The sequence below is a fragment of the Stenotrophomonas maltophilia group sp. RY12688 genome, from assembly GCF_052149045.1.
GTDB classification, from domain to species: domain Bacteria; phylum Pseudomonadota; class Gammaproteobacteria; order Xanthomonadales; family Xanthomonadaceae; genus Stenotrophomonas; species Stenotrophomonas sepilia.
This window is the reverse complement of the sequence record NZ_CP197389.1, coordinates 3700070-3724633: the sequence shown is the minus strand read 5'-3', so window position 1 is coordinate 3724633 and position 24564 is coordinate 3700070. Positions and strand designations below refer to the sequence as shown.

Sequence of the window (24564 nt, the reverse complement as noted above, 5' to 3'; positions counted from 1 at the left end):
GAGCCACGCCCGTGATCGAGTTCCAGCGCCTGCACAAATCCTATGCCGTTGCCGGCCGCGAGATCAGCGCGCTGCAACCGTTGGACCTGACCATCGAGGCCGGTGAGGTTTTCGGCATCATCGGCCATTCCGGCGCCGGCAAGTCGACCCTGATCCGCATGATCAACCGCCTGGAAGAACCCAGCGGTGGCCGGCTGCTGATCGGTGGTGAGGATGTCACCGCGCTGGACGCGGACGGCCTGCGCGCGCTGCGTCGGCGCATCGGCATGATCTTCCAGCACTTCAACCTGCTGTCGTCGCGCACGGTGGCGGGCAATGTCGCCTTCCCGCTGGAACTGGCCGGCACGCCGAAGACGGAAATCGACGCGCGCGTGGCCGAGCTGCTGCAGACCGTGGGCCTGGAAGCGCATGCGCAGAAGTATCCGGCGCAGCTGTCCGGTGGCCAGAAGCAGCGCGTCGGTATCGCCCGCGCGCTGGCGACCCGTCCACAGATCCTGCTGTGCGACGAGGCCACCAGTGCGCTCGATCCGCAGACCACCGCTTCGGTGCTGTCGCTGCTGTCAAAGATCAATCGCGAGCTCGGCCTGACCATTGTGCTGATCACCCACGAGATGGACGTGATCCGCCGTGTCTGCGACCGCGTTGCGGTGCTCGATGCCGGCCAGATGGTCGAAACCGGTCCGGTCACCCGGGTGTTCCTGCACCCGCAGCATCCGACCACCCGCCGTTTCGTCAGTGAGTCGGAGCATGTGGACGAGGGGGCGCTGCACCGTGATTTCGATGCCGTTGGCGGCCGTATCGTGCGCCTGACCTTCCTCGGTGGCGACACCTACGAACCCCTGCTCGGCAGTGTCGCGCGGCAGACCGGGGTCGACTACAACATCCTGTCCGGCCGCATCGACCGGATCAAGGACACCCCGTATGGCCAGCTGGTGGTCGCCCTGGTGGGCGGTGACCAGTCCGCCGCCCAGGCCGCGTTCGTGGCCGCCGGCGTGCATGTTGAGGAACTGCGTCGATGATCATTGCTGCTGCCGGCGGCTTCTTCCGCCACCTGGATGCGGGCAAGTGGGCCGACATCGGCCAGGCCACCATCGACACCCTGCTGATGCTGCTCGGTTCGCTGCCGCTGACCCTGGCCATCGGCCTGCCGCTGGGTGTGCTGCTGTACCTGTTCGGCGCACCGCAGATGAAGCGCCGGCCGTTCGCCTATGGCGTGCTGGCGCTGGTGGTGAACCTGCTGCGTTCAGTGCCTTTCATCATTCTGATGATCGTGCTGATTCCGGTCACCCTGTTCCTGATGGGGACGTCGCTGGGCGTGCGTGGTGCGATCGTGCCGCTGGTTATTGGTGCCGCACCGTTCTATGCGCGCCTGGTCGAGACCGCGTTGCGCGAGGTTGACCGCGGCGTGATCGAAGCTACCCAGGCAATGGGCGCCACTACCTGGCAGCTGGTTACCCGCGTGTTGCTGCCGGAAGCGCGCCCGGGCCTGATCGCCGGTGCGACGGTGACCACCGTCGCGCTGATCGGTTTCACCGCGATGGGCGGCGCCATCGGTTCCGGCGGCCTGGGCGATCTGGCGTTCCGCGACGGCTACCAGCGTTCGCACACCGACGTGGCCCTGGTCACCGTGGTCCTGCTGCTGGTCCTGGTGCAGCTGCTGCAGATGCTCGGCGACCGCCTGGTCGCGCATTACAGCCGCAAGTAACCGCTACGCCTGCTGGTAGCCGGCCAGCGGCCGGCTCTACCCCATTGCCTGGAAACGGTAGTGCCGGCCGCTGGCCGGCAATTCCACGTGCGGTCAACGCGCGTTCGGTACTTCGTAGCCCAGCTTGCCGACCTGTTCCGGATGCTGCGGCACGCGCTTGAGCTTGTCGGTGTTCACGCCGTACTCGTCGCGCAGGCGCTCGGCCAGCTCCTTGTACAGCGCTTTGTCCATGTCCGGCGTGCGCGAGAAGATCCAGGCCATCTCACGGCCCGGGTAGCCGATCAGTGCCCACGAATAATCCGGGGCGACGTCCAGCACCCGGGAGTGGGTCGGCACCACGCGGTAGAACCAGGTGCGCCAGCCGTGGTTGCCGCTGTCCGGGTCGACGCTGGCGCGTGCACGGATCTCCTGCAGGGGTTCGCCGAAGCCGTCGCGGTAGCGGTAGGTGATGCCGACCTTGTGCTCGTCGCGCAACTCGTACTCGTTGACGCTGGCGACGTGCCCGCGTTCGATGAAGTTCGGCACGCGGCCGATCACGTACCAGGTGCCCATGAAGCGCTTGAGGTCGATCGGGGCATCCGGATCGGCGCGCGGGACGCTGGCACGGGGTGATGGCGGCTCACCGACCGCCATGGCGGGGCCCGCCAGGGACAGGGCCAGCAACACGGCGCAGAGCGGGCGGATCGAAGTCATGCGGGAGCGGGCTCAGGAGGGCTTTGCCTGAGCATGGTCGACTGAGCGTGCGCGATCCGTCAATGGTGTCGCAATCTGTGAGAAGGGGCTTGCCCAAGCTGTGTTGCATTGTCTACCGGAGAAGGCCCATGAACACACGTTCCGTCCGTCGCCCTGCAACTGAACGCATCATCGAACGCGCCGACCCGCGCCTGCTGCGTGGCGTGCGGCAACTGGCGCTGGCCGGACTGGCGCTGGTACTGGTCTGGCCAGCGGCACGTGGCAGCAGCGCGTGGTTGGGCTGGCTGCCGATGTGGCTGATTGGCATGCCGCTCGCGGCCTGGTGGGCGCTGCTGCGCTTCCCGCTGCCGCGCCTGTCGGGGCTGCCGAAGGTGCGGCGTACCGGTGGACAGGCGCGTCGCCGGCGCGGCCCGGCGGCCACGGCCTGACCTTCGACACGGGGGAGGCCGCGGCATTCCGTGCTAGCGTTCCACGGCTTATGACTGCCTGGAGCTGCAATGTCACGACTCGCTTCCGCCTGCCTGTTGGCCGGCATGATGACCGCTGCCTCGGTGGGGACCGCCGTGGCCGCTGAGGATACAGACCGCTACGCCTGGCTGGAGGACGTCACCGGCGACAAGCCGCTGTCCTGGGTCAAGGAACAGAATGCCAAGTCCGAGGCGCGCCTGGCGCAGACCCCGGCCTTCAAGCAGATGGAGACCCGCATCCGCGAGGTGCTCGACTCCGATGCCAAGATTCCGGGCGTGCAGAAGATCGGCGACTACTACTACAACTTCTGGAAGGACCAGCAGCACGAGCGCGGCCTGTGGCGGCGCACCACCCTGGCCGAGTACCGCAAGGCGTCGCCGCAGTGGGAGACCGTGCTGGACCTGGATGCACTGAACAAGGCCGAGGGTGAGAACTGGGTCTGGCACGGTGCCGATTGCCTGCGCCCGGATTACAGCCGTTGCCTGATCGCGCTGTCGCGCGGCGGCGCCGACGCCGACGTCACCCGCGAGTTCGACCTGGTCAACAAGACCTGGATCAAGGACGGCTTCTTCCGCCCGGAGTCGAAGGGGGGCCTCAACTGGGTCGATCGCGACACCGTGTTCGTCTACACCGACTTCGGTGCCGGCACGATGACCACGTCCGGCTATCCGCGCGTGGCCAAGCTGTGGAAGCGCGGCACGCCGATGGCCTCGGCCACGACGGTGTACGAAGGCAAGCCGGAAGACATGTACATCGCGGCGATGCACGATGACACCCCGGGCTTCGAGCGCAACCTGGTCAGCCGCACGCTGGCGTTCTACAACAACGAGCTCTACCTGCGTGGCGACGACGGCACGCTGACCAAGATCGACGCGCCGAACTCGGCCGAGAAGGGCCTGCACAAGCAGTGGCTGACCCTGGAGCTGCGCGATCCGTGGACCGTGGGCGGCAAGACCTATGCGTCCGGTTCGCTGCTGGCGACGAAGCTGGACGACTTCCTGGCCGGCAAGCGCGACTTCGAGGTGCTGTTCACCCCGACCGCGACCACCTCGCTGGCCAGCGCCACCTGGACCAGGAGCCACCTGGTGCTGAACGTGCTGGACGACGTCAAGAACCGCCTGTCGGTGCTGACCCCGGGCGCCAACGGCTGGCAGACCAGCCGCTTCGTCGGCGCACCTGCCTTCGGCACGCTGGGCGTGGCTGCAGTGGACAGCAATGACAGCGACGCGGTGTGGCTGACCGCCACCGACTACCTGACCCCGACCACGCTGGCGCTGGCCGAGATCGGCCAGGCCCCGGAAACACTGAAGACCATGCCGGCCTTCTTCGACGCCAAGGGCAAGGTGATCGAGCAGCACTTCGCCACCAGCAAGGACGGCACCCGCGTGCCGTACTTCGTGGTGCACGACAGGGCGATGAAGCTCGATGGCTCCAATCCGACGCTGCTGTACGGCTACGGTGGCTTCGAGATCTCGCTGACCCCGAGCTATTCCGGTGGCATGGGCCGCGCCTGGCTGGAGAAGGGCGGCGTGTACGTGGTGGCCAACATCCGTGGTGGCGGCGAGTACGGCCCGCGCTGGCACCAGGCGGCGCTGAAGCAGAACCGCCACAAGGCCTACGAAGACATGGCCGCGGTGGCGCGGGACCTGGTCAAGCGCAAGATCACCAGCGCCAAGCACCTGGGCGTGCAGGGCGGCAGCAACGGTGGCCTGCTGACCGGCAACATGCTGACCCAGTACCCGGAGCTGTTCGGTGCGGTGGTGGTGCAGGTGCCGTTGCTGGACATGAAGCGCTACAGCCACCTGTTGGCGGGTGCCTCGTGGATGGCCGAGTACGGCAACCCGGATACCAGTGACTGGGAGTTCATCAAGACCTTCTCGCCGTACCACCTGTTCAACGCGAAGAAGAACTACCCGCCGGTGCTGTTCACCACCTCGACCCGCGACGACCGCGTGCACCCGGGCCATGCCCGCAAGATGGCGGCGAAGATGATCGACGCCGGCAAGGACGTGACCTACTACGAGAACATCGAAGGGGGTCACGGCGGCGCCGCCAACAACGCGCAGGCCGCGCACATGTCGGCACTGGCCTACAGCTTCCTGTGGGAGCGGTTGGGCGGCAAGTAAGCAGAACGGAAAACGCCGCCCCAGGGCGGCGTTTTTCCTTATCCGGTAGGGCCAGCGGCCGGCACTACCGTCAACGTGATCCCTGCCAACGCTTCAATCCGCGCGCAATCCGCGCCACCGCCTCCTGCAATCGCGGTACCTCCTGGGTATAGGCCAGGCGCACGTGCTGGTTGGCACGATGGAAGCCGAAATCCAGGCCCGGGGTGAACGCCACGTGCTCGGTTTCCAGGAAATGCGCGCAGAATGCCTGCGCGTCGTCGGTGAATGCACTGACGTCGGCGTACAGGTAGAACGCGCCCTGTGGCTCGACTTCGATACGGAAGCCCAGCTCACGCAGTGCCGGCAGCAGGAAGTCGCGACGCTGGCGGAACGCGTCGCGGCGCTGCTCGAAGATCGCCATGGACTCCTCGCTGAAGCAGGCGAGCGCGGCGTGCTGGGCGATGCTCGAGGCGCTGATGTACAGGTTCTGCGCCAGCTTCTCCAGATCCGGTACTGCGGACGGCGGCGCCACCAGCCAGCCCAGCCGCCACCCGGTCATGCCGAAGTACTTGGAAAAACTGTTCAGTACGAATGCGTTGTCGTCCACCTGCAGCACGCTGGGCGCGTCCAGGCCGTAGGTCAGGCCGTGATAGATCTCGTCCACCACCAGGTGGCCGCCCCGCGCGTGCAGGGTCTGCGACAGTGCAGCCAGTTCGTCGGCGGAGAGCACCGTGCCGGTCGGGTTGGCCGGTGAGGCAACCAGCGCGCCGACGCTGTCGGCATTCCAATGCTGTTCCACCAGGGACGGCGTGAGCTGGTACGCAGTGTCCGGGCCGACCGGCACCAGCTGTGCGCCGCCTTCGACGAGGCGCAGGAAGTGGCGGTTGCAGGGGTAGCCGGGGTCGGCCAGCAGCCAGTGGCGGCCGGGATCGACCAGCAGGCTGCTGGCCAGCAGCAGCGCACCGGACCCACCCGGGGTGACCAGGATGCGCTCAGGATCGATGTCCAGACCGTAGTGGCTGCGATAGAAACCGCTGATCGCCTGGCGCAGGGCCGGCAGGCCACGTGCGGCGGTGTAGCGGGTATGGCCGGCGGCCAGTGCGGCCTGGCCGGCCCGCACGACCGGTTCGGCCGTAGTGAAGTCCGGTTCGCCGATTTCCAGGTGGATCACATCGTGGCCGGCCTGTTCCAGCGCCTGCGCGCGGGCCAGCAGGGACATCACATGGAACGGGGCGATTTCATGGCTGCGCCGGCTGTAGCCCGGCGTGTGGGGCAGGGTACTCATGTGCCCATGGTACGCCGGCCGGCATGACCCATGACGATCCGCAGGGTTGCCGCATTGCAGGGATTGGGGTCAGATCCCTTTTCGGGAAAAGGGATCTGACCCCGCCGAAGACCATTGCATTGACGCGCCTGGAGCCTTACTTCATGAAATCCACCCTTTGCCTGTTGCTTGCCAGCCTGATGACCACGACTGCTACCGCTGCCACTCCGCCCGTTCCGCCGGATGCCGCCCGGCACCCGCATGTGGTCAAGGCGCCGTTTGGCGCGACCCGCAACGATGACTATTACTGGCTGCGCGACGACAAGCGCGAGAACAAGGACATGCTGGCCTACCTGCAGGCCGAGAACGCTTACGCCGACCAGTTGCTGGCGCCGCTGAAGCCGCTGGAAGACACCCTGTACAAGGAGATCGTCGGCCGCATCAAGCAGGACGATTCCAGCGTTCCGGCGCGTGAGCGCGGCTACTGGTACTACAGCCGCTTCGAGACCGGCCAGGACTACCCGATCCACGCCCGCCGCAAGGGCAGCATGGAGGCCGCCGAGGAAATCCTGCTCGACGTCAACGCGATGGCCGCCGGCAAGGGCTACTTCAACGTCGGCGCGATGGAAGTGAGCCAGGACAACCAGCTGCTGGCATGGGCCGAGGATGACGTCGGCCGCCGCCAGTACACCCTCCGTTTCAAGGACCTGCGGACCGGCCAGGTGCTGCCCGACGTCATCACCGGCAGCTCCGGCGACCTGGTCTGGGCCGATGACAACCGCACCGTGCTGTACGTCGAGAACGATCCGGAAACGCTGCTGACCGTGCGCGTGAAGAAGCACGTGCTGGGCACCCCGGCCAGCGCCGACACCGTCGTCTACGAAGAGAAGGACGACAGCTTCTACATGGGCATCGGCCGCACCCGTGACGATCGCTTCATCACCATCGGCGTGCACAGCACCGTGTCCTCCGAAGAGCGCTACGCGCCGGCCAGCGACCCCACCACCTTCGCCGTGCTGGCGCCGCGCCAGCGTGACGTCGAGTACGACGCCGACCACTACGATGGCCGCTGGGTGATCCGCACCAACGATGGCGCGAAGAACTTCAAGCTGGTCACCGCACCGACCGACGCCACCTCGCGCGCGCAGTGGAAGGACTGGATCGCGCACGACGAGGCGGTGTTCATCGAAGGCTTCGAGCTGTTCGAGGGTTATACCGCCATCGCCGAACGCTCCGAGGGCCTGGAGCGCATCCGCCTGCTGTTCAAGGACGGCCGCAGCGACTACGTGAAGGCCGATGAACCGGCCTACTCGATGGGCCTGGGTGACAACACCGAAGCCGAGACGCCGTGGCTGCGCTACGTGTACACCTCGATGACCACGCCGACCACGGTATTCGAGCTGAACACCGCCACCGGTGAGCGTCGCCAGCTGAAGGTGCAGCCGGTGATCGGCTATGACGCATCGAAGTATGAAACCGACCGCGTCTGGATCACCGCGCGCGATGGCGTGAAGGTGCCGGTGTCGCTGGTCTACCGCAAGGGCTACCAGAAGGATGGAAAGGGCGCACTGTTCCAGTACGCCTATGGCAGCTACGGGATGTCGATGGACCCGTACTTCAACCAGACCGCGGTGAGCCTGCTCGACCGCGGCGTGGTGTATGCCATTGCCCATATCCGCGGTGGCCAGGAAATGGGCCGCGACTGGTACGAGAACGGCAAGCTGCTGCACAAGCAGAACACCTTCAACGACTTCATCGACGTCACCCGCGGCCTGGTCGCACAGGGCTGGGCGGCGAAGGATCGCGTCGCTGCGTCCGGCGGCAGCGCCGGTGGCCTGCTGATGGGCGCGGTGGCCAACCAGGCGCCGCAGGATTACCGGGTGATGGTGGCGCAGGTCCCGTTCGTCGACGTGGTCACCACCATGCTCGACCCGACCATTCCGCTGACCACCAACGAATACGATGAGTGGGGCAACCCGGAGCAGAAGCCGTATTACGACTACATGCTGTCCTACTCGCCCTACGACAATGTGAAGCAGCAGGCGTACCCGGCGCTGTTCGTGGGTACCGGCCTGTGGGATTCGCAGGTGCAGTACTGGGAGCCGGCCAAGTGGGTGGCCAAGCTGCGTGATCACAACACCGGCCCCTACCCGATCCTGTTCCGCACCAACATGGAAGCCGGCCATGGCGGCAAGTCGGGGCGCTTCCAGCGCTACCGCGAGCTGTCCGAGTCGTACGCGTTCGTGCTGCAGCAGCTGGGCATCGCCCAGCCGTAACGGCGAAGGGGTGCCGGGCGTTGCCGGGCACCCCGAACCGTTATCCTTGCGGCCATGAGCCTGCCCGAGCCCTCCGCATCCCGCGATACCGCCACGCCACCGCGCGTGGTGCGTTTCCGCTGGGCGTGGTGGCTGCTGGCCTATGTCAGCCTGGGCACCGGCATCGTCGGCATCTTCGTGCCGGGCCTTCCGACCACCGTATTCATCCTGATCTCGGCGTGGGCTGCGTCACGTGGGTCCGAACGCCTGCACACCTGGCTGCTGCAGCACCCGCGCTTCGGCCCGGCCATCGCCAACTGGCAGGCACACGGGGCGGTCAGCCGCCATGGCAAGTGGATGGCCACGATCACCATGGCGGTGTGTGCCGCCATCATGCTGTGGTGCGTGCCGATCGCCTGGGTGAAGTGGTTCTCGATCGGCAGCATGACCGTGGTCGCAATCTGGCTGTGGACGCGGCCGTTGCCGCCACCGCCCACAGATTGAGCGCCGGCGGTAGTGCCGGCCGCTGGCCGGCAACCCGATTCCCTGCACCAACCGCTCAGCCGCCAATGGCTATACTCGGGGCATGAAGATCCCCCATCGAAACGCCATCCTGATTCCGCTGGCAGCGGCCTCGCTGCTGCTCCTCGCCGCCTGCGGCAACAAGGGCCCGCTGGTACTGCCGCAGAAGCCGGTGCCGGTGGAGGAAACCGTCGAACCCGCTGCCGAGCCCGCCACCGAGGCGACCCCGGCGGAGGCCCAGGGCGCCGTTGCCCCCACCACGACCGTCGACCCGGCTGCAACGACCACTCAGCCGGCACCCGCGCCAGCGAAGAAGGCGGGCGTCGGGAATGAGTAAGGCCGGTTCCAGGGCCTTGCGCTTCAGCAAGATGCATGGCGCGGGCAATGACTTCGTAGTGATCGACCTGCGTGACGGTACTGCGCCGCCCACGCCTGAACTGGCCGCGCGCCTGGCCGACCGCCACACCGGCGTCGGCTGCGATCAGATCCTGACCATCGAGGCGCCACGTGCGGAAGGCTCGGTGGCCTCGTACCGCATCTGGAACGCCGACGGTTCCAATTCCGAGCAGTGCGGCAATGGCGCGCGCTGCATCGCGGCCTGGCTGGTGCGCGAGGGCAGCGCGCAGGGCGATGCATTCGTCATCGACAGCCCGCTGGCCAGCCATGAGGTGAAGGTGCTGGGTGAAGGGCAGTTTGCGGTGACGATGGGCGTGCCTGCCTTCGAGCCGGCCAACGTGCCGCTGATGGGCTTCGCCCACCCGCGCGAGGAATACCTGCTGCCGCTGCAGGGCGAGAGCGTCCGCTTTGCTGCGGTGTCGATGGGCAACCCGCATGCGGTGATCGAAGTGGGCTTGATCGATGCCGCTCCGGTTGAACGCGTGGGTTCGCTGCTGCAGCAGCACGCGTCGTTCCCGCGCTCGGTGAACGTGGGCTTCGCCCAGGTGATGAGCCCGGCCCACGCCCGCCTGCGCGTGTTCGAGCGCGGTGTCGGCGAGACCCTGGCCTGCGGCAGTGGCGCCTGCGCCGCCGCCGTGACCCTGATGCAGCGCGGCCGCCTGCAGCGCGATGCGCGCATCAGCCTGCCCGGAGGTGACCTGCGCATCCAGTGGCCGGGCGATGGCCAGCCGGTGGTGATGGCGGGCCCGACCGCATTCGTCTTCGAAGGGGAGTGGATGGCATGACCGAAACCGTCGACAAGCTCGGGGCCCATGAAGTCGCTGCCTGGTTGCGGCGACATCCCGGCTTCCTCAAGCAGTTTCCGGACCTGGCCCTGACCCTGGTGGTGCCGCGCGATGACGGCCCGACCGCATCGCTGGCCAGCTACCAGCTGGAAGTGCTGCGCGAGAAGAACCGCGAGCTGGCACGACGGTTGGCCGATCTGGGCGCCACCGCCCAGGTCAATGAACGCCTTGCGGTGCGCACGCACCAGCTGACCCTGGCACTGATGAAGCAGGACAACGCGGCCGATACCCTGCGCGCGATGGCCGCATCGCTGCAGGAAGACTTCGCCGGCGACCTGGTGCGGCTGGTGGTGCATGCGCCGGTGGCCGGGCTGGAACAGGCCGACTGGCTGCAGGTGATTGCTGCCGATGATCCGCAACTGGGCCCGTTCCGCGATTGCCTGAACGACGGCGAGCCGATCTGCGGCCGCCTGCAGCCGGAAAAGAATGCCGTCCTGTACGGCGTGCGCAGCGAGGAAGTGCAGACCACCGCGCTGCTGCCGTTGCCGGGCGTCGGCCTGATCGCAGTCGGCAGCCACGACCCGAACCGCTTCTACCCGGGCATGGGCACGCTGTTCCTGCGCATGATGGGCGACGCCCTGGCCACTGGCCTGAAGCGCTTCCACGACTAAGCAGGACCGGACGACGATGAGCGCGGTACAGGCCTTCCTGCAGCATCTGCAGGTGGAGCGGCGGATGTCGGCGCATACGCTTGACGCCTACCGCCGCGACCTGGACGCGCTAGCGGTCTGGGCCGAACCGCGTGGCGTAGCGGTGGAGGCGCTCGATGCCGATGCGTTGCGCCAGTTCGTCGCCGACGAGCATCGCCGCGGCCTGTCGGCCAAGAGCCTGCAACGCCGCCTGTCGGCCTGCCGCAGCTTCTATGCCTGGCTGCTCAAGCACGCGCACATCGAGGTCAGTCCGGCAGCGACGCTGAAGGCACCGCGCGCGCCACGCCGGTTGCCACAGGTCCTCGACGCCGATGAGGCGGTGCAGCTGGTCGAGCTGGAGCCGGAAGGTGAGCTCGGCCGCCGTGACCGCGCGCTGCTGGAACTGTTCTATTCCTCCGGCCTGCGTCTGAGCGAAGTCTGTGCGCTGACCTGGCGCGACCTGGATTTCGACAGCGGGCTGGTCAACGTGCTGGGCAAGGGCAACCGCCAGCGCCGCGTGCCGTTCGGGCGGCCGGCACGCGAAGCGCTGCAGGCGTGGCGCGCGGAAAGTGGCGGTGGTCCGGCATCGCCGGTGTTCCCCGGTCGCAACGGGCCAATCAGCCAGCGTGCGGTGCAGATCCGCATCCGCCAGCTGGCGCAGCGCCAGGGCCTGTTCAAGCAGGTGCACCCGCACATGCTGCGGCACAGTTTCGCCAGCCACATCCTGGAATCGTCCGGCGACCTGCGTGGTGTGCAGGAGCTGCTGGGCCATGCCGACATCGCCACCACGCAGATCTATACCCACCTCGATTTCCAGCACCTGGCCAAGGTCTATGACGCCGCGCATCCGCGCGCGAAGCGTCGACGCAGCACCGAGGGCAGCGGAGAAAGCTGAACGTTGGCCCTGCGTCAGCCGGTCGCGGGTGGCTTGAAGGGCGCAGCGCAGTCCCCACCTCTGGTTCTGTCACCCCGGAGGCATCATGGACCCCAGTCAGAACCCCAACGTTTTCCACGCCACCACCATCGTCTGCGTCCGTCGCGGCGAGCACGTGGCCATTGCCGGCGACGGCCAGGTCACGCTGGGCCACACCGTGATGAAGGGCAACGCGCGCAAGGTGCGCCGCCTTGGCCGCGACGGCCAGGTGCTGGCCGGCTTCGCCGGTGCCGCTGCCGATGCCTTCACCCTGTTCGAGCTGTTCGAGGCCAAGCTGGAAAAGCACGGCCAGCTGCAGCGCGCCGCGGTCGAGCTGGCCAAGGATTGGCGCACCGAGCGCCGCCTGGGCAAGCTCGAAGCCCTGCTGGCAGTGGCTGACAAGGAAACCTCGCTGATCATCAGCGGCACCGGTGATGTGATCGAGCCGGAGGACGGCATCATCGCCATCGGCTCCGGTGGTTCGTACGCCCTTTCGGCTGCGCGGGCGCTGATGGCGCACACCGAGCTGGATGCACGCACCATCGCCAGTGAAGCGATCGGCATTGCCGGCGACATCTGCATCTACACCAACCGCAACGTGGTGGTCGAGGAGCTGTGAGGGTCGTGCCGGCTGCTGGCCGGCAACCTCATGTCCCCCGCACGCGTGCCTGGTTGCCGGCCAGCGGCCGGCACTACCGACAATGAATCCGTGAGCACAACCATGTCGAAGATCGAAGTTTCCTCCGCCACCATGACCCCGCGCGAGATCGTGCAGGAACTGGACAGGCACATCGTGGGCCAGCACGACGCCAAGCGCGCGGTGGCCATCGCCCTGCGCAACCGCTGGCGTCGCATGCAGCTGCCGGCGGAGCTGCGCAATGAAGTGATGCCGAAGAACATCCTGATGATCGGCCCGACCGGTGTCGGCAAGACCGAGATCGCGCGCCGCCTGGCCACGCTGGCCAACGCACCGTTCGTGAAGGTCGAAGCCACCCGCTTCACCGAAGTGGGCTACGTCGGCAAGGACGTCGAGCAGATCATCCGTGACCTGGCCGACACCGCGGTCAAGCTCTATCGCGAACAGGCCAAGGTGCGCGTGCGTACCCAGGCCGAAGAACGCGCCGAAGACCGCATCCTCGATGCGCTGCTGCCGCGTCGTAGCGGCGGCATCGGTTTCGATCCTGAAGTCGCCCGCAACGAACCGTCGGCGCAGGACAACGAGACCCGCATCAAGTTCCGCAAGATGCTGCGCAACGGTGAGCTGGACGAGCGTGAGATCGAGCTCGACCTGGCGGCCAATGTCAGCATGGACATCATGACCCCGCCGGGCATGGAGGAAATGGGCCAGCAGCTGAAGTCGATGTTCGCCAACCTCGGCGGCGGCGCGAAGGCGCACAAGCGCACGCTGACCATCAAGGCCGCGCGCCCGCTGCTGATCGAGGAAGAAGCGGGCAAGCTGGTCAACGAGGATGACATCCGTACCGCCGCAATCGAGGCGTGCGAGCAGCACGGCATCGTCTTCATCGATGAGATCGACAAGGTCGCCAAGCGTGGTGACAACGTGGGCGGTGGCGACGTGTCCCGCGAAGGCGTGCAACGCGACCTGCTGCCGCTGGTGGAAGGCTCCAATGTGTCCACCAAGTACGGCACGATCAAGACGGACCACATCCTGTTCATCGCGTCGGGCGCGTTCCACCTGGCCAAGCCCAGCGACCTGATTCCGGAGCTGCAGGGCCGTTTCCCGATCCGCGTGGAACTGGGTGCGCTGAGCAAGAATGACTTCGTGCGCATCCTGACCGAGCCGAAGGCCGCGCTGACCAAGCAGTACGAAGCGCTGCTGGCCACTGAAGGTGTCAAGGTCAGCTTCACCGCCGATGCCATCGACCGCCTGGCCGAAATCGCCTTCCAGGTGAACGAGCGCCAGGAGAACATCGGTGCCCGACGCCTGCATACAGTGCTGGAACGCCTGCTGGATTCGCTCAGCTACGAGGCACCGGACCGCGATGGCGAAACCCTGGCCATCGACAGCGCCTACGTCGATGCACACCTGGGTGAGCTGGTGCAGGACCCGGACCTGAGCCGCTACATCCTGTAACGCCCGATCCGGTCGGATCCCTCGCCACGGCGAGGGCCCTGACGCCATCCGCTGCAACAGAAAAGGCCGCCGAAAGGCGGCCTTTTGCGTTGGCGGTCAGCGCGATTGCCGCGTGCGGTAGGCCTGCAGTACCTGATCGATCACCGCACTGGTGCGGGCGGCGCTGATGCCGTCCGAGGGCGAGTGCCCGTTGCCGCGCAGTTCATCCACGAGAGAGGCAATCAACGGTTGCTGGATCGACGACGGGTTGGGAATGTCGAAGGCCTGCACACCGGCTCCGGTCTCCAGCACCACCGGAACATCCTCGAAGGTCGCAAAGCGCAGCTGGCCGCGGTCGCCGGTGATCTCGATCTCATCCTGGCGGCGGAACGCGCAGAAGCTCCATTGCGCGATGCCGTGCGCGCCCGCTCCAGTGCGGAAGCACATCGAAACGCTGTCCTCGGCGGCATAAGCGCCGGTCAACGAACTGGCCAGGCCGCGCACATCGCTCAGCGGCCCCAGTAGATGATCGAGCAGGTCCAGGGTGTGCGAGCCCAGATCGACGAACAGCCCGCCGCCGGAGATTGCGGGATTGGTCCGCCAGAAGTCCGGCGATGCGGCGTTCACCGAATGCGGCCGATGCAGGGTGGCGCGAACGCTGCGCGGTGTACCGATCGCGCCGCTGTCCAGCAGCTGCTTCACCTGCGCGAATCGGGGCAGGGCGCGGCGGTAGTAGGCGACGAACACGGGCACGCCACGGCGTGCACTGGCTTCCAGGATGCGCTCGCATTCGGCGAGGTCCAGGGCCATGGGTTTCTCGATATAGACCGGCTTGCCCGCCGCAATCGCCTGCAATGCGTACTGCATGTGCGTGGAGGGCGGTGTTGCAACGTACACCGCGTTCACGTCCGGATCGCCGATCAGCGCGTCGGCATCCGTGTACCAGCGTGGCACCGCGTGGCGCCGCGCATAGTCTTCGGCCAATGCGGCATTGCGGCGCATGACCGCCGCCACCCGTGAGCCGGGTGTGCTGGCCAGGGCGGGGCCGCTCTTCTTCTCGGTGACGCTGCCGCAGCCGATGAAGCCCCACACCACGTTGTCCAGGATCATGGGTCTGTCCTCACAGTGGGGCTGCGGTGGCGGCAGTGAACCCGCTCATGCCTCGGGCAGCGGCTCGGGCACGGTGCCGGGAACGAACACGCCGTCCTTTACGTAGGCGGCCAGGGTCATGTCCAGTGCGAGCATGCCATCGCGCTTGAGGTCCATCAGTTCCGGTTCGACCATCGCACCGTGCAGTACGCCCAGCACGGTGGCGTGCAGCATGCGTGCGGCGATCTTCGGGTCTGCACCCTCGCGCAGCTGGCCCAGGTCCTTTGCCCGGCGCAGGGCACGTTCCATCCGGTCCAGTCCATCGCGGAAACCGGCCTGCTGCAGTTCGGTCAGCACCCGGGTATCAGCCGACGCATCGCTGCGCAGCATGATCTCCATGGTCTTGCGCAAGCGCTCGTCCTCGGACAGTTCGATGAACGAGTGGATCATCACCGCGCGCAGGTCGTGCACCGGCGTGTTGCGCTGGTCGGTCGAGGTGCGCTCCAGCTCCTGCATGAAAGGCAGATGCACGCGCTCGACGATCGCGGCCAGCACCTCGCTCTTGTTCTTGAAGTGCCAGTAGACCGCACCGCGGGTATAGCCGGCGCGGGCACCGATCATCTCCAGCGTGGTACGGGCCACGCCGTGTTCATGGAAGCAGGCTTCGGCGGCGTCAAGGATGCCTTCCCGGGTTGCCTGGGTGTCCTCTTTGGTCTTGCGGGCCATGGATGGGTACGAGTGCGGGTGAAACGTGGCTGAATTGTACCGGTTTACAAACAAACAATCATGTATGTATATTTCGCTCCCATCATTCCCGTCGTGTGCGTGGCAGGCCGGTCCGGTTACCACTCCCCGCTGGTGAGCGTTGCCTGCTGGCGCTTTCGGCCTGTATCAGCGCGATTTGAGATTCCTTCCCCTAAGAGCCTTTCCGTCATGTTGCTGAGCCGAATCCGACCCTTTGCACTGTCGCTGGCGATCGCCGCGACCGTGGCTGCCTGCGGCGGCCAACCCCAGGCCCCCGAGCAGGGCCCGGGTGACGTCACTGTGGTCACGCTGAAGTCCGAGACCGTGGGCCTGACCCGCGAACTGCCGGGCCGTACCAACGCCTACCTGGTCGCCGAAGTGCGCCCGCAGGTCAATGGCATCGTTGCCAAGCGCCTGTTCACCGAAGGTGGCATGGTCAAGGCCGGCGAGCCGCTGTACCAGATCGAGGACGCCAGCTACCGCGCCCAGGCCAACAGTGCCCGCGCCCAGCTGGCCCGCGCCGAGGCCACCGCCAACGCCGCCCGGCTGAGCGCCAAGCGCATCACCGAGCTGGCCAAGGTCGATGCGGTCAGCCAGCAGGACCTGGAAAATGCCGTGGCCGCGCAGAAGCAGGCCGAGGCGGATGTCGGTGCCGCGAAGGCATCGCTGGACGCAGCCAACGTCACCCTGGGCTACGCCCGCATCACCGCGCCGATCAGCGGCCGCATCGGCAAGTCCAGCGTCACCCAGGGTGCGCTGGTCAGTGCCGGCCAGGCCAATGCACTGGCTACCGTGCAGCAGCTGGACCCGATCTATGTCGACCTGACCCAGTCTTCGGCCGAGCTGCTGCAGCTGCGCCGCGAACTGGCCGCCGGCCGCCTGCAGGACAACCAGACCCTGCCGGTCAGCATCCTGATGGAAGACGGCAGCACCTTCGAGCACAAGGGCACGCTGGAGTTCTCCGAAGTCAGCGTCGATCCGACCACCGGCAGCTTCGGCCTGCGCGTGAAGGTGGACAACCCGGACGGCCTGCTGATGCCGGGCATGTACGTGCGTGCGGTGATCGGCGGCGGCGTGCGCAGTGATGCCGTGCTGGTGCCGATGCAGGGCATCGCCCGCGATCCGAAGGGCGATACCACGGCGATGGTGGTCGGCAAGGACAACAAGGTCGAAGTGCGCCCGGTCAAGGTCAGTCGCACGGTCGGCGACAAGTGGCTGGTCGAGGACGGCCTGAAGGCCGGTGACAAGGTCATCGTCGAAGGCCTGCAGAAGATCGGCCCCGGCATGCCGGTCAAGGCCACCGAAAAGGGCGACGCACCGGCCAAGCCGGCGGCCGATGCCCAGCCTGCCGCCCCGGCCGGCGACGCGAAGTAAGCGGAGAACCCCATGGCACGCTTTTTCATCGATCGACCCATCTTCGCGTGGGTGATCGCCATCATCATCATGCTCGCCGGCGGCCTGGCCCTGTTCAAGCTGCCGGTCTCGATGTACCCCAACGTCGCACCGCCGGCGGTGGAAATCAGCGCCACCTACCCGGGTGCATCGGCCAAGGTGGTCGAAGACTCGGTGACGCAGATCATCGAGCAGAACATGAAGGGCCTTGATGGCCTGATCTACTTCTCCTCCAACAGCTCGTCCAACGGCCAGGCCACCATCACCCTGACCTTCGAGAGCGGCACCAACCCGGACATCGCCCAGGTGCAGGTGCAGAACAAGCTGCAGCTGGCCATGCCGCTGCTGCCGCAGGAAGTGCAGCGGCAGGGCATCAACGTGGCCAAGTCCAGCTCGGGCTTCCTGAACGTCATCGCGTTCGTGTCCGAGAACGGCAGCATGGACGCCAACGACATCGCCGACTACGTCGGTTCCAATGTCGTCGACCGCCTCAGCCGCGTGCCGGGCGTGGGCAACATCCAGGTATTCGGTGGCAAGTACGCCATGCGCATCTGGTTGGACCCGAACAAGCTGCATACCTATGGCCTGTCCGTCGCGGAAGTGACTGCGGCGATCAAGGCGCAGAATGCCCAGGTGGCGATCGGCCAGCTCGGCGGTGCGCCGTCGGTGAAGGGCCAGCAGCTCAACGCCACCATCAACGCGCAGTCGCGCCTGCAGACCCCGGACCAGTTCCGCAACATCATCGTGCGCGGCGCGCAGGACGGTGCCGAGCTGCGCCTGGGTGATGTCGCCCGCGTCGAACTGGGTGCCGAGTCCTACGACTTCGTCACCCGCTACAACGGCCAGCCGGCCAGCGGCCTGGCGGTCACACTGGCCACCGGCGCCAATGCGCTGGATACCGCTGCCGGCGTGGATGCTGCGCTGGACGACATGAAGAGCTTCTTCCCGGCCGGATTGAAGGCCGAGATCCCGTACGACACCACCCCCTTCGTGCGCGTGTCGATCAAGGGCGTGGTGCAGACCCTGCTCGAAGCGATCGTGCTGGTGTTCGTGGTGATGTACCTGTTCCTGCAGAACTTCCGCGCCACCCTGATCCCGACCATCGCCGTGCCGGTGGTGCTGCTGGGTACCTTCGGCGTGCTGGCGATGCTGGGCTTCTCGGTGAACATGCTGACCATGTTCGCGATGGTGCTGGCGATCGGCCTGCTGGTGGACGATGCCATCGTGGTGGTGGAGAACGTCGAGCGCATCATGTCCGAGGAAGGACTGTCGCCGCTTGAAGCGACCCGCAAGTCGATGGGCCAGATCACCGGTGCGCTGGTGGGTATCGGCCTGGTGCTGTCGGCGGTGTTCGTGCCGATGGCCTTCATGAGCGGATCCACCGGCGTGATCTACCGGCAGTTCTCGGCCACGATTGTCTCTGCAATGGCGTTGTCGGTACTGGTGGCGATCGTGCTGACCCCGGCACTGTGCGCGACCATGCTCAAGCCGTTGAAGAAGGGCGAGCATCATGTTGCCCACCGCGGCCTGGCCGGTCGCTTCTTCAACGGTTTCAACCGCGGCTTCGACCGCACCAGCGAAAGTTACCAGCGTGGTGTGCGCGGCATCATCCATCGTCCGTGGCGCTTTATGGGCATCGTGGCGGCACTGTTCGTGCTGATGGGCGTGCTGTTCGTGCGCCTGCCCAGCTCGTTCCTGCCCAACGAAGACCAGGGCGTGCTGATGGCGCTGGTGCAGGCCCCGGTCGGCGCCACCCAGGAGCGCACGCTGGAATCGATCGCGGCATTGGAGAATCACTTCCTGCAGAACGAGAAGGATGCGGTGGATTCGGTGTTCTCCGTGCAGGGCTTCAGCTTCGCCGGCATGGGCCAGAACGCCGGCATGGCGTTCGTCAAGCTGAAGGACTGGAGCGAGCGTGACGCCAACAATGGCGTGATGCCGATCACCGGTCGTGCGATGGCAGCCCTGGGCCAGATCAAGGATGCCTTCATCTTCGCCTTCCCGCCGCCGGCCATTCCGGAACTGGGTACCGCCTCGGGCTATACCTTCTTCCTGAAGGACAACAGCGGCCAGGGCCACGAGGCACTGGTGGCCGCACGCAACCAGCTGCTCGGCCTGGCCGCCGGCAGCAAGAAGCTGGCCAACGTGCGCCCGAACGGCCAGGAGGACACGCCGCAGTTCCGCATCGACATCGACGCGGCCAAGGCGACCTCGCTGGGGCTGTCGATCGACCAGATCAACGGCACGCTGGCCGCTGCGTGGGGCAGCTCGTACATCGACGACTTCGTCGATCGTGGCCGCGTCAAGCGCGTGTTCGTGCAGGCCGACCAGCCGTTCCGCATGGTCCCGGAGGACTTCGACCTCTGGTCCGTGAAGAACGACAAGGGCGAGATGGTGCCGTTCAGCGCGTTCGCCACCAAGCACTGGGATTACGGTTCGCCGCGCCTGGAGCGCTACAACGGTGTGTCGGCGATGGAGATCCAGGGCGAACCGGCCCCGGGTGTTGCCTCCGGCGATGCCATGGCCGAGATCGAGCAACTGGCCAAGCAGCTGCCTGCGGGCTTCGGCATCGAGTGGACGGCGATGTCCTACCAGGAACGCCAGGCGGGCTCGCAGACGCCGTTGCTGTACACGCTGTCGCTGATGATCGTGTTCCTGTGCCTGGCCGCGATGTACGAAAGCTGGAGCGTGCCGACGGCGGTGCTGCTGGCGGCCCCGCTGGGTATCCTCGGCGCAGTGCTGGCCAATACCTTCAAGGGCCTGGAGCGCGACATCTATTTCCAGGTGGCGATGCTGACCACGGTAGGCCTGACCAGCAAGAACGCGATCCTGATCGTCGAGTTCGCCAAGGAAAACCTGGAGAAGGGCGCGGGCCTGATCGAGGCGATCATGCATGCGGTGCGCGACCGCCTGCGCCCGATCGTGATGACCTCGCTGGCCTTCGGCATGGGCGTGGTACCGCTGGCGATCTCCACCGGTGCCGGCTCCGGCGCCAAGCAGGCGATCGGCACCGGCGTGCTCGGCGGCATGATCGTCGGCACCGTGCTCGGCGTGTTCTTCGTACCGCTGTTCTTCGTAGTGGTGCAGCGCGTGTTCAAGCGCAAATCCACGACGTGATCGAAACGGTAGTGCCGGCCGCTGGCCGGCACTACCTCCTGCCATCCGGCAGTACCGATGGAAGTCATTCCCATGAAAAGTGCATCCCTGTTCCTTTCCATTGCCGCCGCGCTCGCGCTGCCCGGCTGCTCCACTCTGGTGCCGAAGAACACCGCCGTCGCTCCGGCAATTCCGGCGCAGTGGCCGGCCGAGGCTGTACAGGGCCAGGCGGCCGATGTCGCCGCCGTAGGCTGGCGCGACTTCTTCACCGATGCGCGCCTGCAGCAGGTGATCGAGCAGTCGCTGCAGAACAACCGCGACCTGCGCGTGGCCGTGCTCAACGTTGAACGCGCGCGCGGCCAGTACCGCGTGCAGCGCGCCGACCGCGTGCCCGGTGTGGCCGTCACCGGCCAGATGCAGCGCCAAGGCACCGACGCCGGCGTCACCGAGCAGTTCACCGCCGGTGTCGGCGTGGCCGAGTTCGAGCTGGACCTGTTCGGCCGCGTGCGCAACCTCAGCGAAGCGGCACTGCAGCAGTACTTTGCCGTAGCTGCCAATCGTCGCAACGCGCAGCTGAGCCTGGTGGCCGAGACAGCGACGGCGTGGCTGACCTACGGTGCCGATGCCCAGCGTCTGAAGATCGCCGATGCCACGCTGAAGACCTACGAGGATTCGTTGCGCCTGGCCGAGGCCCGCCACGAGCGTGGTGGCAGCTCGGCGCTGGAGCTGACCCAGACCCGCACGCTGGTGGAAACCGCGCGTACCGACGCCACGCGCCTGCGTGGCCAGCTGGCCCAGGACCGCAACGCGCTGGCCCTGCTGGCCGGTGGCCAGCTGGACCCGGCACTGCTGCCGGACGGCATCGAACCGCAGTTGCTGGCACTGGCGCCTCCGCCGGCCGGCCTGCCCAGCGATGTGCTGCTGCAGCGCCCGGACATCATGGCCGCCGAACACCAGCTGCTGGCCGCCAATGCCAACATCGGCGCGGCACGTGCTGCGTTCTTCCCGAGCATCTCGCTGACCGGCAGCATTGGCAGTGGCTCCAGCGAATTGTCCAGCCTGTTCGACAGCGGCACCCGCGTATGGAGTTTCCTGCCGAAGATCACCCTGCCGATCTTCCAGGGCGGCAAGCTGCGCGCCAACCTGGCCGTCGCCAACGCTGATCGTGATATCGCACTGGCGCAGTACGAGAAGTCGATCCAGGTGGGCTTCCGCGAAACCGCCGATGCGCTGGCGTTGAATGTCAGCCTGGATGAACAGGTCAGTTCACAGCAGCGCCTGGTGGAAGCGGCCGAACAGGCCAACCGCCTGTCGCAGGCACGCTACGACGCCGGCCTGGACAGCTTCGTGACCCTGCTGGACGCACGACGCACTGCCTACAACGCGCAGCAGACCCAGTTGCAGGCGCAGTTGGCCCAGCAGGCCAACCGCATCACCCTGTACAAGGTGCTGGGCGGCGGCTGGCACGAGCGCGGCTGAGAGAAAGCCGGCCAGCGGCCGGCTCTACCTGGACGATCGTTGGTAGTGCCGGCCGCTGGCCGGCATTGTCATTCCGGGGCCCGCTACACCGCTTCATCGTCGCGCCGCGCCGCATGGCAGGCGCGAACGCGCGCCAACGCATCGCCTGCTTCGCGGGCCATCTGCTCGTACTCGGCACGGATCTCTTCCAGGCGCGCTTCGTCCAGTTCTTCCAGATCCAGCAGTTCGTTGTTGGCTTCGGCCGTCGCCCGGATCAGCTCGTCCAGCTTGATCTGCATCGCGGCGGTGTCCGCGTTCTGCGTGTGCTGGATCAGGAACACCATCAGGAAGGTGATGATGGTGGTGCCGGTGTTGATCACCAGCTGCCAGGTGTCGTTGAAACCGAACACCGGACCACTGATGCCCCAGATCACCACGATCCCTACCGCGGTCAGGAAGGTCCACGGTGAGCCGGTGGCTGTCGCGGCCTTCTTGGCGATCATATTGAACAGGTTGCGTGCTTTCATCGTCGTCGTGTGCCCACTCAGGTGACGAGGATGATCGGCAGTGACCCGTGCAGGTGCCGTGCAGCGCCGGTCAGGCGCGCATGCGCTGCAGTCGTGGCGCCTGCAGGCTGCGCACCGGGCTGCTCTGGTAGACGTGCTGCCAGCAACGGTCGACGAACTCACGGGCCTGGGCTTCGCTCAGCCGCGGCATGATCTGCAGGGCGTACTGGGTCTGGAACATCTCGTCACGTTCGGCCTCGCTGGCGCGCGGCTGGGTGATCAGCGAATCGCAGGCGAACTTGATCCACGGCACGTACGAGCCGAACGAGTTGTGCGGCAGTGCGCCTTCGGCATGCTGGCGGCGCCAGTGGTCAAGCTCGGCGTCTACGTTGATGACCGGAGGAATGGTGGGGACTTCAGCGTGCATGACAATCCAGTTCGGTTGAGTGGAAAGGGAGTGGGGGTTCATCGGAGTGTGGCGTATGTGGCGGTGCATGCCGCGTCAGCGGGATGTGGAGCCGGCGTGGCGATTGCCGATCAATTGCGCATGCTCGACCGCACCGAGGTCCTCGGCCATGTCGGCCATCGCATTGCACAGGCGCTCCTGGTCGAGCGGGTGGCGGCGGACCAGCTCCAGTTGCATGTGCTGATAGGCAGTCCAGAACAGCGCGCCGCGCCGGTGCAGTGCATATTGCTGCTGCAGGCGCTCGCGGATGGCATCGAGGATCGGGTCGGGCGGGGGACGTACGGCGTGCGCGCACATGGCTGGCTCCGCCGGGGAAAGGGACCCCGGTAACCCCACCCTAGGCGCCTCGGCCGGGTGGGGTGTTACCGCAGTGTATGCACGCAGCGCAGCTGACTGTGCACGGGTTCACGGCATCGGCCGCAAACGCTGCGGGCACTAGAACGTGCCCGCGCTGAAGCGTTCATTAAACGGGTTCAACGACACGTTGCACGGTGCTTATTCACCGATGTCTTCATTCCAGATCTCCGGATGCTGCGCAATGAAGCCACCCAGCAGGTCAACGCATTCCTGGCTGTCGAGGTCGATCACGTTGACACCGTTCTCGCGCAGCCAGTCGATGCCGCCCTGGAACGTGCGCGATTCGCCCACCACCACGGTGCCGATGTTGAACTGGCGCACCAGACCCGAGCAGTACCAGCACGGCGCCAGGGTGGTGACCATGATGGTGTCCTGGTAGCGGCGCTGGCGGCCGGCCTTGCGGAAGGCGTCGGTTTCGCCGTGCACCGATGGGTCGCCTTCCTGCACGCGGCGGTTGTGGCCGCAGCCGAGCAGGCGGCCGTCGTTGTGGTACAGCGCCGCGCCGATCGGCACGCCGCCCTCGGCCAGGCCCTGGCGGGCTTCGGCGATGGCGGTCTGCAGCAGGGCCTGGTAGTCGGGCGTGGTGATCATGCGGGGGCTCCGGTCAGTCGTGGCCCGCCATGATACGGGCAGGGGGTGCCGCTGGCCCCCGGCGGTGCGATAATCGGGGCCATGAGCGAATCCCCCTACAAAGCCGGTACCACCCATTTCGGGTTCCGCGACGTCGCCGCCAAGGACAAGCAGAAGCTGGTCGGCCAGGTGTTCACCTCGGTCGCGCGCAACTACGACCTGATGAACGACCTGATGAGCCTGGGCGTGCACCGGGCGTGGAAGCGCTACTACGTGGCGACCGCGCAGGTGAAGCCGGGCGACCGCGTGCTCGATCTGGCCGGCGGCACCGGCGACATCGCCGCCCTGCTGAAGGAACGCGTCGGCGCCGAGGGCTCGGTGGTGCTGGGCGACATCAACGCCGGCATGCTGTCGGTCGGCCGCGACCGCCTGACCAACCGCGGCCTGGTGCTTGGCCTGGACTACGTGCAGTGCAACGCCGAAGCCCTGCCGTTCCCGGACAACAGCTTCGACCTGGTCACCATTGCCTTCGGCCTGCGCAACGTGACCGACAAGGACGCCGGCCTGCGCGAGATGTACCGCGTGCTGAAGGTGGGCGGCCAGGCCCGCGTGCTGGAGTTCTCCGAAGTCACTGCCGACTGGTTCAAGCCGATCTACGACTTCCACTCGTTCAAGATCCTGCCCAGGCTGGGCAAGTTGTTCGCCAACGATTCGGACAGCTACCAGTACCTGGCCGAGAGCATCCGCAAGCATCCGCCGCAGGACGAACTGAGGGCGATGATGGGGCAGGCCGGCTTCGAGCGCTGCCACTACAAGAACCTGACCGGCGGCATCGTCTCGATCCACTCCGGCTACAAGCTGTAGGCCCGGTGTTCCGGTAGTGCCGGCCGCTGGCCGGCACCTGCGCGGGCAACCACCGGGCGACGGGGTTGCCGGCCAGCGGCCGGCACTACCGGCGCTGTGCCTGCCATTACCCCGCACCGCGCAACGCCTGCAGGGCCCGAGGGAGGTACCATT

At 66.6% G+C, this 24564-nt stretch carries 25 protein-coding genes; 16 read left to right on the top strand and 9 right to left on the bottom strand.

Annotated features, from left to right (window positions below):
* Window positions 1-11: 11 nt before the first annotated feature.
* Window positions 12-1019 (top strand): methionine ABC transporter ATP-binding protein, encoded by a 1008-nt coding sequence (locus ACS0OT_RS17245; protein WP_033834529.1) that lies wholly within the window; start codon window positions 12-14, stop codon window positions 1017-1019.
* Window positions 1016-1705: a methionine ABC transporter permease gene (locus ACS0OT_RS17240; RefSeq protein WP_164093224.1), complete on the top strand. Its 690-nt coding sequence runs from the start codon at window positions 1016-1018 to the stop codon at window positions 1703-1705. The genes ACS0OT_RS17245 and ACS0OT_RS17240 overlap by 4 nt, the downstream gene beginning before the upstream one ends.
* A gap of 93 nt (window positions 1706-1798) precedes the next feature.
* Here the strand turns inward: ACS0OT_RS17240 and ACS0OT_RS17235 are convergent, their stop codons facing one another.
* Window positions 1799-2398, bottom strand: coding sequence for a lipocalin family protein (locus ACS0OT_RS17235; protein ID WP_005419460.1), 600 nt, complete (start codon window positions 2396-2398; stop codon window positions 1799-1801).
* A 128-nt stretch (window positions 2399-2526) separates the two neighbouring features.
* Between ACS0OT_RS17235 and ACS0OT_RS17230 the strand changes: the two genes are divergently transcribed.
* Together ACS0OT_RS17230 and ACS0OT_RS17225 are read left to right on the top strand one after the other, a co-directional pair.
* Window positions 2527-2826: a hypothetical protein gene (locus ACS0OT_RS17230; RefSeq protein WP_065178019.1), complete on the top strand. Its 300-nt coding sequence runs from the start codon at window positions 2527-2529 to the stop codon at window positions 2824-2826.
* Window positions 2827-2895: 69 nt separating this feature from the next.
* Window positions 2896-4992: a prolyl oligopeptidase family serine peptidase gene (locus tag ACS0OT_RS17225; RefSeq protein WP_139727688.1), complete on the top strand. Its 2097-nt coding sequence runs from the start codon at window positions 2896-2898 to the stop codon at window positions 4990-4992.
* A gap of 70 nt (window positions 4993-5062) precedes the next feature.
* Here the strand turns inward: ACS0OT_RS17225 and ACS0OT_RS17220 are convergent, their stop codons facing one another.
* Both ACS0OT_RS17220 and ACS0OT_RS17215 read right to left on the bottom strand, forming a co-directional pair.
* Window positions 5063-6256: a pyridoxal phosphate-dependent aminotransferase gene (locus ACS0OT_RS17220; protein ID WP_065186217.1), complete on the bottom strand. Its 1194-nt coding sequence runs from the start codon at window positions 6254-6256 to the stop codon at window positions 5063-5065.
* A gap of 136 nt (window positions 6257-6392) precedes the next feature.
* Complete coding sequence (locus tag ACS0OT_RS17215) at window positions 6393-6461, bottom strand: hypothetical protein (RefSeq protein WP_353088925.1); 69 nt, start codon at window positions 6459-6461, stop codon at window positions 6393-6395.
* Between ACS0OT_RS17215 and ACS0OT_RS17210 the strand changes: the two genes are divergently transcribed.
* The 8 genes from ACS0OT_RS17210 (at window position 6436) to hslU (ending at window position 13890) form a co-directional block, all read left to right on the top strand.
* Window positions 6436-8511: a S9 family peptidase gene (locus ACS0OT_RS17210; protein ID WP_414603819.1), complete on the top strand. Its 2076-nt coding sequence runs from the start codon at window positions 6436-6438 to the stop codon at window positions 8509-8511. The two genes, ACS0OT_RS17215 and ACS0OT_RS17210, sit on opposite strands and share 26 nt — an antisense overlap.
* Window positions 8512-8565: 54 nt before the next feature.
* Window positions 8566-8994 (top strand): YbaN family protein, encoded by a 429-nt coding sequence (locus ACS0OT_RS17205; protein ID WP_065186219.1) that lies wholly within the window; start codon window positions 8566-8568, stop codon window positions 8992-8994.
* An 82-nt stretch (window positions 8995-9076) separates the two neighbouring features.
* Window positions 9077-9349 carry an LPS translocon maturation chaperone LptM gene (gene lptM / locus ACS0OT_RS17200; protein ID WP_065186220.1) on the top strand — a complete coding sequence of 91 codons (273 nt, stop codon included), beginning with the start codon at window positions 9077-9079 and terminating at the stop codon, window positions 9347-9349.
* Window positions 9342-10193 carry a diaminopimelate epimerase gene (gene dapF / locus ACS0OT_RS17195; protein ID WP_032954541.1) on the top strand — a complete coding sequence of 284 codons (852 nt, stop codon included), beginning with the start codon at window positions 9342-9344 and terminating at the stop codon, window positions 10191-10193. The genes lptM and dapF overlap by 8 nt, the downstream gene beginning before the upstream one ends.
* Complete coding sequence (locus tag ACS0OT_RS17190) at window positions 10190-10864, top strand: DUF484 family protein (protein ID WP_005419445.1); 675 nt, start codon at window positions 10190-10192, stop codon at window positions 10862-10864. Before dapF ends, ACS0OT_RS17190 begins: the two co-directional genes overlap by 4 nt.
* 16 nt (window positions 10865-10880) lie before the next feature.
* Window positions 10881-11777 carry a tyrosine recombinase XerC gene (gene xerC / locus ACS0OT_RS17185; protein WP_005419436.1) on the top strand — a complete coding sequence of 299 codons (897 nt, stop codon included), beginning with the start codon at window positions 10881-10883 and terminating at the stop codon, window positions 11775-11777.
* An 85-nt stretch (window positions 11778-11862) separates the two neighbouring features.
* Window positions 11863-12414 (top strand): ATP-dependent protease subunit HslV, encoded by a 552-nt coding sequence (gene hslV, locus ACS0OT_RS17180; protein ID WP_005411093.1) that lies wholly within the window; start codon window positions 11863-11865, stop codon window positions 12412-12414.
* 102 nt (window positions 12415-12516) lie between these two features.
* Window positions 12517-13890, top strand: a complete 1374-nt coding sequence (gene hslU, locus ACS0OT_RS17175) for an ATP-dependent protease ATPase subunit HslU (RefSeq protein ID WP_065178024.1) — start codon at window positions 12517-12519, stop codon at window positions 13888-13890.
* A gap of 96 nt (window positions 13891-13986) precedes the next feature.
* Here hslU and ACS0OT_RS17170 read toward each other — a convergent pair whose 3' ends face one another.
* Both ACS0OT_RS17170 and smeT read right to left on the bottom strand, forming a co-directional pair.
* Window positions 13987-14979 carry a Gfo/Idh/MocA family protein gene (locus tag ACS0OT_RS17170; RefSeq protein ID WP_065186221.1) on the bottom strand — a complete coding sequence of 331 codons (993 nt, stop codon included), beginning with the start codon at window positions 14977-14979 and terminating at the stop codon, window positions 13987-13989.
* Window positions 14980-15024: 45 nt separating this feature from the next.
* Window positions 15025-15684, bottom strand: a complete 660-nt coding sequence (gene smeT, locus ACS0OT_RS17165) for an efflux transporter SmeDEF transcriptional repressor SmeT (protein WP_065186222.1) — start codon at window positions 15682-15684, stop codon at window positions 15025-15027.
* 207 nt (window positions 15685-15891) lie between these two features.
* Here smeT and smeD point away from each other — a divergent pair, with 207 nt between their 5' ends.
* From smeD to smeF, 3 genes are read left to right on the top strand one after another with little or no spacing between them, the layout of a single operon-like run.
* Complete coding sequence (gene smeD / locus ACS0OT_RS17160; RefSeq protein WP_005419428.1) at window positions 15892-17076, top strand: multidrug efflux RND transporter periplasmic adaptor subunit SmeD; 1185 nt, start codon at window positions 15892-15894, stop codon at window positions 17074-17076.
* A 12-nt stretch (window positions 17077-17088) separates the two neighbouring features.
* Window positions 17089-20211, top strand: a complete 3123-nt coding sequence (gene smeE / locus ACS0OT_RS17155) for a multidrug efflux RND transporter permease subunit SmeE (RefSeq protein WP_442255912.1) — start codon at window positions 17089-17091, stop codon at window positions 20209-20211.
* A 57-nt stretch (window positions 20212-20268) separates the two neighbouring features.
* Window positions 20269-21669 (top strand): multidrug efflux RND transporter outer membrane subunit SmeF, encoded by a 1401-nt coding sequence (smeF, locus tag ACS0OT_RS17150; protein WP_442255911.1) that lies wholly within the window; start codon window positions 20269-20271, stop codon window positions 21667-21669.
* Window positions 21670-21752: 83 nt separating this feature from the next.
* Here smeF and ACS0OT_RS17145 read toward each other — a convergent pair whose 3' ends face one another.
* From ACS0OT_RS17145 to ACS0OT_RS17130, 4 genes are all read right to left on the bottom strand, one after another.
* Entirely contained in the window at window positions 21753-22175 is a 423-nt protein-coding gene (locus ACS0OT_RS17145) for a low affinity iron permease family protein (protein ID WP_442255910.1), read from the bottom strand.
* 70 nt (window positions 22176-22245) lie between these two features.
* Window positions 22246-22581 carry a hypothetical protein gene (locus ACS0OT_RS17140; RefSeq protein WP_005411085.1) on the bottom strand — a complete coding sequence of 112 codons (336 nt, stop codon included), beginning with the start codon at window positions 22579-22581 and terminating at the stop codon, window positions 22246-22248.
* Window positions 22582-22656: 75 nt separating this feature from the next.
* A complete protein-coding gene (locus ACS0OT_RS17135) occupies window positions 22657-22917 on the bottom strand; it encodes a hypothetical protein (protein ID WP_065186226.1) in 261 nt (86 codons plus the stop codon).
* Window positions 22918-23115: 198 nt separating this feature from the next.
* Window positions 23116-23568, bottom strand: coding sequence for a nucleoside deaminase (locus ACS0OT_RS17130; RefSeq protein ID WP_005411083.1), 453 nt, complete (start codon window positions 23566-23568; stop codon window positions 23116-23118).
* 81 nt (window positions 23569-23649) lie between these two features.
* Between ACS0OT_RS17130 and ubiE the strand changes: the two genes are divergently transcribed.
* A complete protein-coding gene (ubiE, locus tag ACS0OT_RS17125) occupies window positions 23650-24411 on the top strand; it encodes a bifunctional demethylmenaquinone methyltransferase/2-methoxy-6-polyprenyl-1,4-benzoquinol methylase UbiE (RefSeq protein ID WP_442255909.1) in 762 nt (253 codons plus the stop codon).
* Window positions 24412-24564 lie beyond the last annotated feature (153 nt).

What these genes read in the sequence shown, in the direction of transcription:
- hslV (WP_005411093.1), top strand. Translation starts at nt 11,863, where the DNA reads ATGGACCCCAGTCAGAACCCCAACGTTTTCCACGCCACCACCATCGTC.
- xerC (WP_005419436.1), top strand. Translation starts at nt 10,881, where the DNA reads ATGAGCGCGGTACAGGCCTTCCTGCAGCATCTGCAGGTGGAGCGGCGG.
- ACS0OT_RS17135 (WP_065186226.1), bottom strand. Translation starts at nt 22,917, where the DNA reads ATGTGCGCGCACGCCGTACGTCCCCCGCCCGACCCGATCCTCGATGCC.
- ACS0OT_RS17190 (WP_005419445.1), top strand. Translation starts at nt 10,190, where the DNA reads ATGACCGAAACCGTCGACAAGCTCGGGGCCCATGAAGTCGCTGCCTGG.
- ACS0OT_RS17225 (WP_139727688.1), top strand. Translation starts at nt 2,896, where the DNA reads ATGTCACGACTCGCTTCCGCCTGCCTGTTGGCCGGCATGATGACCGCT.
- ACS0OT_RS17145 (WP_442255910.1), bottom strand. Translation starts at nt 22,175, where the DNA reads ATGAAAGCACGCAACCTGTTCAATATGATCGCCAAGAAGGCCGCGACA.
- ACS0OT_RS17230 (WP_065178019.1), top strand. Translation starts at nt 2,527, where the DNA reads ATGAACACACGTTCCGTCCGTCGCCCTGCAACTGAACGCATCATCGAA.
- ACS0OT_RS17140 (WP_005411085.1), bottom strand. Translation starts at nt 22,581, where the DNA reads ATGCACGCTGAAGTCCCCACCATTCCTCCGGTCATCAACGTAGACGCC.
- smeT (WP_065186222.1), bottom strand. Translation starts at nt 15,684, where the DNA reads ATGGCCCGCAAGACCAAAGAGGACACCCAGGCAACCCGGGAAGGCATC.
- ACS0OT_RS17210 (WP_414603819.1), top strand. Translation starts at nt 6,436, where the DNA reads ATGACCACGACTGCTACCGCTGCCACTCCGCCCGTTCCGCCGGATGCC.
- ACS0OT_RS17240 (WP_164093224.1), top strand. Translation starts at nt 1,016, where the DNA reads ATGATCATTGCTGCTGCCGGCGGCTTCTTCCGCCACCTGGATGCGGGC.
- smeD (WP_005419428.1), top strand. Translation starts at nt 15,892, where the DNA reads ATGTTGCTGAGCCGAATCCGACCCTTTGCACTGTCGCTGGCGATCGCC.
- ACS0OT_RS17220 (WP_065186217.1), bottom strand. Translation starts at nt 6,256, where the DNA reads ATGAGTACCCTGCCCCACACGCCGGGCTACAGCCGGCGCAGCCATGAA.
- ACS0OT_RS17205 (WP_065186219.1), top strand. Translation starts at nt 8,566, where the DNA reads ATGAGCCTGCCCGAGCCCTCCGCATCCCGCGATACCGCCACGCCACCG.
- hslU (WP_065178024.1), top strand. Translation starts at nt 12,517, where the DNA reads ATGTCGAAGATCGAAGTTTCCTCCGCCACCATGACCCCGCGCGAGATC.
- lptM (WP_065186220.1), top strand. Translation starts at nt 9,077, where the DNA reads ATGAAGATCCCCCATCGAAACGCCATCCTGATTCCGCTGGCAGCGGCC.
- ACS0OT_RS17170 (WP_065186221.1), bottom strand. Translation starts at nt 14,979, where the DNA reads ATGATCCTGGACAACGTGGTGTGGGGCTTCATCGGCTGCGGCAGCGTC.
- ACS0OT_RS17235 (WP_005419460.1), bottom strand. Translation starts at nt 2,398, where the DNA reads ATGACTTCGATCCGCCCGCTCTGCGCCGTGTTGCTGGCCCTGTCCCTG.
- smeE (WP_442255912.1), top strand. Translation starts at nt 17,089, where the DNA reads ATGGCACGCTTTTTCATCGATCGACCCATCTTCGCGTGGGTGATCGCC.
- smeF (WP_442255911.1), top strand. Translation starts at nt 20,269, where the DNA reads ATGGAAGTCATTCCCATGAAAAGTGCATCCCTGTTCCTTTCCATTGCC.
- ACS0OT_RS17130 (WP_005411083.1), bottom strand. Translation starts at nt 23,568, where the DNA reads ATGATCACCACGCCCGACTACCAGGCCCTGCTGCAGACCGCCATCGCC.
- ubiE (WP_442255909.1), top strand. Translation starts at nt 23,650, where the DNA reads ATGAGCGAATCCCCCTACAAAGCCGGTACCACCCATTTCGGGTTCCGC.
- dapF (WP_032954541.1), top strand. Translation starts at nt 9,342, where the DNA reads ATGAGTAAGGCCGGTTCCAGGGCCTTGCGCTTCAGCAAGATGCATGGC.